Raw genomic sequence first — 1,375 nt, forward strand, 5'->3', positions numbered from 1 at the left:
TCATCCCTAGAATCGTTTCCGTACCCCTTTTTCCGCCCATCCTCCACTAATTATTAAAATATTTGCTGAAACAACTGCCTCTAATAGCACGAATGCTATTTTGAGGCAGTCATCTCTCTTTACACTTTAAATCTTTCAATTAATACTTGTAACTCTTCAGCCATTTGAGATAGTGTACCAGCTGCAGAACCAATTTCCTCCATGGAAGCTAGCTGTTCCTCAGCTGATGCTGCAACACTTTGTGTACTCGTCGCATTATTTTGTGCCGTCATAGCAATTTGACCAACCGAAATAGATACTTCATTTGCACCTTTTGACATTCCATTAGCCGTTTCAACCATCGTTTTAATTTGATCAACAATTTCATTTGTAGATTGTAAAATCTCAGCAAAATTTTGTTTCGTTTCATTTGCGATAACAAGTCCAGATTGAACTTCTTCATTTACATTATTCATAGATTTTACTGTCTTACTCATATCATCTTGTATTTCAGAAATTAATTTACTAATTTCACTCGATGATACGCTAGATTGTTCTGCTAATTTTCGTACTTCATCAGCAACAATTGCAAAGCCTCTTCCATGCTCACCAGCTCTTGCAGCCTCAATTGCTGCATTTAATGCTAGAAGGTTTGTTTGATCTGCAATATTTTGAATTACTTCTAAAATATCACCAATTTGCTTTGATTTATTATTTAATAACTGAATAACTGCATCTGATTGCGAAACAGATGCCGCAATAGACTGCATTTGATTTACTGTTTTTCCTACTAGTTTTCCGCCATCTTCTGCTTTTTCACGTGTATGAGCAGAAGCAGAATTAATAGATGATGAACTATTTGCTACATGCTGAATCCCTTCTGTTACATCAAACAGTAACATGGCACCATTTTCTACGCTTGCTGTTTGCGTCGTTGCACCACTTGATATTTCATCCATTGCCATTGTAATCTGTTCAGTCGCTTCACTCGCTTGTCTAACACTTGCTGTTAACTCTTCAGATGCAGCTGCAACATGCCCTGCTGAAGTATTAATTCTTCCAATTAATGTACGTAGTGAATGAGTCATCTCATTAAAACCTTTAGCAAGTTGTCCAATTTCATCATTTGAATGTATTTGAATCGTTTGAGTTAAGTCCCCTTCGCTTATTTCTTTAGAAGTGACAACTAATTGTTTTAAAGGTTTGGTAATAGAAAGTGTCACGAAATAAATAAGCGCTCCGCCTACAACTAATGAAATAAACATTACAATTAACATATTATAAAATACAGGTTGAGCAGCTTCAACTACTTCATTTGAGTACATCGTCCCCGCAATTTTCCAACCTGTTTTTAAATTTGTAGCGAATACCATTTTCTTTTCACTACCACCATAAG

The 1,375-nt window shown here is 35.9% G+C and carries 1 protein-coding gene; it reads right to left on the minus strand.

Annotated elements, in window-relative coordinates; genetic code table 11:
• Positions 1-119: 119 nt before the first annotated feature.
• Positions 120-1,375, minus strand: a 1,256-nt coding sequence (locus KI356_RS27510; protein WP_212937042.1) for a methyl-accepting chemotaxis protein, incomplete at its 5' end; no start/stop codon positions are given.

It is taken from the genome of Bacillus hominis (assembly GCF_018332515.1).
Classification (GTDB): Bacteria; Bacillota; Bacilli; order Bacillales; family Bacillaceae_G; genus Bacillus_A; species Bacillus_A hominis.